The sequence below is a fragment of the Pseudomonas emilianonis genome (genome assembly GCF_023072625.1).
Lineage (GTDB): Bacteria > Pseudomonadota > Gammaproteobacteria > Pseudomonadales > Pseudomonadaceae > Aquipseudomonas > Aquipseudomonas paraveronii.
This window is the reverse complement of the sequence record NZ_JAKNRV010000442.1, coordinates 1-3,684: the sequence shown is the minus strand read 5'-3', so window position 1 is coordinate 3,684 and position 3,684 is coordinate 1. Positions and strand designations below refer to the sequence as shown.

Below are 3,684 nucleotides of genomic sequence, written 5' to 3'. Positions count from 1 at the left end.
CGGCGGCCGGCAGCAGCAACGTCCATTGCCCGGCCCGCCCGAGTACCGGCACCGAGGCCGAAAACTGCCGCAAGCGCCGGGTAATGCTGTCGTGTTGCCGCGCCAACTGCGCTTCCATCTGCGCGGCCTCACCCTGGGTAAATAACGCGTCGCTGCCCTCCAACTGCAACTGCACGATTTGCCACTGGCCGGCCAGGGGCATACCCAACTGTGCGGCGCGGTGCAGCAGCAGATCCAATGATTGATAGTCACCGGCCAGCAACCGCTCCAGCACATCGTGCCGCGAGCGGCCCAATTGCTCCGAATGGATCAACGCTGAACCGATCGCCTGGGTCACCAGCACCATTTTCAGCGAGTAAGGCTGTTCGATCAGCGGCATGTCGGCGGCTTCGGCGGCGTCCAGCAAGCGCTGGGGAATCGCCTGGATATAGGCCGGCCCGGTAAGAATCACCAACCCGGCCACCTGACGCAGGCAGGCTTCCTCCAGCAGTTGCAGCAAGTTGGCCTCGTCCCGTGGGTGATTGATACCGGTGACGAACACCAGTTCGCCGCCCAGCACCCACTCGGCGATGCCACTGTTTTCCGCGACATACGGCCAGCGCACGGCATTCTCCAGACCCGCCGCCCCGGCGCGCAGGCACAGAGACTCCAGCCCCGGCAGGGCGAGCACATCGGCGATGGTCAGGCTCATGCCTGTGCGTCAGCCAACGCTGTCCGCCCGCGCAGTACGGCGGTGAGCGCCATGTAGGTCAGCGACGCGGCCACGATCCCCACCAACGGCGCCACCCAGGGCGAATTGAACGCCAGTACGGTGCCCACGGCGTAGGCCGTCAGCCCCGGCCAGTTGAACGCAGGCAGGCGCGCATCGGCCAGGCGCGGGTAGTGGCCGCGATAGCGATAGAAGAAGTCCGCCATGATCACCCCGCCAATCGGTGGAATCACCGTGCCCAGCAGGATCAGGTACGGCACCAGCATGTCGTACATGCCGAGCAACGCCAGCAGCGTGCCGATCACCGCACCGGCCAGGGTGACTGTCTTGCGGCGGCGGGTGCGCAGCAGGTTGCAACCGGCCACGGCGAAGTTGTAGATGGTGTTGTCCTGAGTGCTCCAGATATTGAGCAGCAACATGGCCATCGCAGCTGTGGCAAAGCCTTGCAGCAGCAACACCTCCACCACGTCGGGTTGTTGATAGACGATGGCGCCATAGGCCCCGATCAGCACCATCAAGCCGTTGCCGACAAAGAAACCGATCAGGCTGGCGAGCACCGCGACCTTGGCCGAGCGCGAAAAGCGCGTCCAGTTGGTGGCCTGGGTCGCGCCGCTGACAAAGGTGCCGAACACCAACGTGATCGCCGTCGACAAGTCCAGCTCCGACGTCGGCACCACCGCCAGCAACCCCTGCAGCCCGCCGACTTTCACCGTGGCGACCCACATCGACAGGCACAACAGAATGCCCATGGCCGGCACGGCGATGTAGGACAAAATCTCCAGCCCGCGATACCCCACGTAGGCCGTGGCGCAGAACAGCAGGCCAAACACCACCATCAGCGCGAGCACGTTGCCCTGGCTCAGCTCGAAATATTTGCCCAACACCACGGCGGCGGTAGCGGTGCCCCAGGCATACCAGCCGATCTGGGTGAAACCGAGGATCAAATCACTGAGCTTGCTGCCGACTTCGCCAAAACAGAAGCGCCCCATCAACACCGAGTTCAGGCCGCTCTTGAATGCGATGTAACCCAAGCCTGCGGCATAAATGCCCAACAGCAGGTTACCCAAGGCCACGACGCCGAGCATGTCGACGAAACTGAACGCCACGCCCAGCTTGCCGCCGGCAAACATGGTCGCGGTAAAAAAGGTAAAGCCCAGCAGCACCATGGCGGTGGACGCCAGGCCCTTGCGTGCATGCATCGGGACTTCGCTGAGGGGGTAATCGTTACCCGGTTCTTGCTGCGTCATGTGCCTTGCTCCCTGAATGAGTGACGCAGGCCTATTGCACCGTGCGTGCCAATTCAGCCGCAGTGACGGGCGCACGGTGGGCGTTGTGCAGCGTGCACAGGATTTATCGCCAAACAGGGGCGGAGCGCGGGCGGGAGTAGTCGCGGTGCCCAATCGGGCACGAAAGCGGTGCAGCGGTGATACACATTGGATCAGTCGAACAGCGTCTGCGTGGTCTCGCCGCGATGAAAGGCAAAGGCCGCCTCAAGATCACTTTCGATGGTGCGCCCACGGGACAGCGGCGGCAGCTCGTCGAGGGCGAAAAACCCCACCTCGGTGGTTTCGAAGCCGGCCGTCGGCGCCAGTTGGTCGACCCGTTCACACAGGAAATACAGCTTGTAGAAGTCCCGCACATCCGCGCGGTACAAGCCCTTGGCTTTGTGCGTGACGCTATAGAGCGCCCGCGCTGTTACCGTCAGCCCGGCTTCCTCGCGGATCTCCTTGACGATGTTTTCCGCCGCCGACAGACCGATATCGGCATAACCCCCCGGCAGCGCCCAGCAACCATCGGTCGCCTCGCGCACCAGCAGAATGCGCTCGCCGTCGATCACCGCGCCGCGTACATCGATCATCGGCGTCGAGTAGCGCTGGGCGAAATCCGAGACCAGCCCGGTGATGCGTTCCAGCGGCACATTGCCCAATTGCGCGAGCATGCTGTGGGCGATCTCGGCAATTTCCTCCAGGCGCTCGCGTTCGAAGTCGTCGGTGCAAAAATGCAGCCCCGTGGAAGCCAATGCCTGTAAGCGTTTGGCCTGGGCCAGCCAGGTGTTTTCCATAGGGCGCTCCGACAGGGCGTTGACGTGAGGTTTACTCGCCGCGATAGATGCAGCCGCTTGTGCAGGTTTCATGGATGCGAATCGCGCTGAGTTCGGGCAGCAGGGGTTTCAATTCGGTCCAGATCCACTTGGCCAGCACTTCGCTGGTGGGGTTTTCCAGGCCGGGGATGTCGTTCAGGTAGTTGTGGTCGAGGCGTTCATAGAGCGGCTTGAAAATCGCCTTGATCTCCGAGAAGTCGCGAATCCAGCCGGTATGGGGGTCCAGGTCGCCGCTCAGGTGGATCGCCACCTTGAACGAATGCCCATGCAGGCGCCCGCACTTGTGGCCGTCTGGCACGTGGGGCAGGCGGTGGGCGGATTCGAATGTAAATTCCTTGAAGATTTCCACAGTATTTTTCAGCTCGGTCAGGTTTCTGGCAGGCGGCGAGTTTAACAGCTACACCGCGCCTCGCGCATACCGCTGGGTCAAAGCGTCTGCAAGCGCTCGCCCAGGCCACCCTGGTCGGCCAGTTGCAGAAACTCATCGCCCAGGCGCCGGCTCTCGCTCATCGCGGTTTGCCAGTACTTGTTGCGACTCGCGTCATCGCCCAGAAAACGCTTGAAGTCGCTGCGGTCCGGCAGTTTGCCGTGGGGCAGTCGGGCCAGGTAGTCCTTCGACGGTGCCAGCAGCAACACGTCCTGCAAGCCTTGTTGATTGCTGCGTCGCCACGGCAGGCCCTTGTCGAACCAGCCGGGGATGACGCGGTCGGTGAAGTGCGGGTACAGCACGATGTCATCGCCGTGGTAGGGCAGGTCGAGGTGGTAATCCAGCAGGCCGCCGTCGCGGTAGGTGCCCGTGCCAGCGCCAGGCAGGTCGCGCACGCCTTGCATCACCATGGGGATCGAGCCGGACGCCAGCAGCGCCTGGCGCAGG

At 63.2% G+C, this 3,684-nt stretch carries 4 protein-coding genes and 1 pseudogene; all 5 read right to left on the bottom strand.

All coding sequences use genetic code 11. From position 1 onward, the window contains the following. On the bottom strand, positions 1-691 hold a 691-nt coding region (locus L9Z73_RS27110; protein ID WP_247407686.1), incomplete at its 3' end, for a PucR family transcriptional regulator ligand-binding domain-containing protein. Continuing rightward, a complete protein-coding gene (gene codB, locus L9Z73_RS27105; protein WP_247407684.1) occupies positions 688-1,956 on the bottom strand; it encodes a cytosine permease in 1,269 nt (422 codons plus the stop codon). The genes L9Z73_RS27110 and codB, both read right to left, overlap by 4 nt. 191 nt (positions 1,957-2,147) lie before the next feature. Further along, positions 2,148-2,771, bottom strand: a complete 624-nt coding sequence (locus L9Z73_RS27100) for an NUDIX hydrolase (RefSeq protein WP_247407682.1) — start codon at positions 2,769-2,771, stop codon at positions 2,148-2,150. A 31-nt stretch (positions 2,772-2,802) separates the two neighbouring features. Then, the gene (gene queD / locus L9Z73_RS27095; protein WP_017736453.1) at positions 2,803-3,159 is read right to left on the bottom strand and encodes a 6-carboxytetrahydropterin synthase QueD; all 357 of its coding nucleotides are present in this window, start codon (positions 3,157-3,159) and stop codon (positions 2,803-2,805) included. A 77-nt stretch (positions 3,160-3,236) separates the two neighbouring features. Continuing rightward, a pseudogene (locus L9Z73_RS27090) lies at positions 3,237-3,684 on the bottom strand (patatin-like phospholipase family protein); the annotation flags it as partial.